Annotated in this window: 1 protein-coding gene and 1 pseudogene; both read left to right on the top strand. The window is 32.3% G+C overall.

Translation table 11 applies throughout. The annotated features are described in order from the left end of the window. Nucleotides 1–352 (top strand): thiamine pyrophosphate-dependent enzyme (locus FUA24_RS07500; RefSeq protein WP_246146979.1); only part of this gene is annotated, 352 nt, incomplete at its 5' end. A gap of 103 nt (nucleotides 353–455) precedes the next feature. Further along, nucleotides 456–586 (top strand): annotated as a pseudogene (locus FUA24_RS25720) (acetolactate synthase small subunit); the annotation flags it as partial.

Genomic DNA, 586 nt, shown 5'->3' with positions numbered 1-586 from the left:
TGGTTACCAAATGAATATACAAGAGTTAGGTACTATTTTTCAGCAAAAAGTACCCGTAAAAATTGTAGTGCTTAACAATGAGTTTTTAGGTATGGTACGCCAATGGCAACAACTGTTTTTTGATAAGCGCTATGCATCAACTGAAATGACAAACCCAGATTTTGTAACCATAGCAAAAGGATATCACATTGAAGCTAAGCGTGTAACAAAACGCGAAGAATTAGCCAGTGCTGTTGAAGAAATGATAGCTTCAAAATCATCATACTTTTTAGAAGTTTGTGTTGAAAAAGAAGACAATGTATTTCCAATGATACCTACTGGAGCATCGGTATCAGATGTAAGATTAAGCTAAAAACAGTTTTAAAGTATAGAACAAAAGATAAAAGGTGATTTTATCAAAAATAAAATGTGTTATAAGCACTATTTTTCGCCTTTTTTCAAATATCTTTTAAAAAATGAACGAAGAACTAAAAACATTCACGATTTCAGTTTACACCGAAAATAACATCGGGTTATTAAATCGTATTTCAGCCATTTTTCAACGCAGGCACATAAACATTGAAAGTTTAACCACATCGCAGTCTGA

The sequence above is a fragment of the Seonamhaeicola marinus genome (genome assembly GCF_008085455.1).
This window is presented reverse-complemented; position numbering and strand designations above follow the sequence as displayed.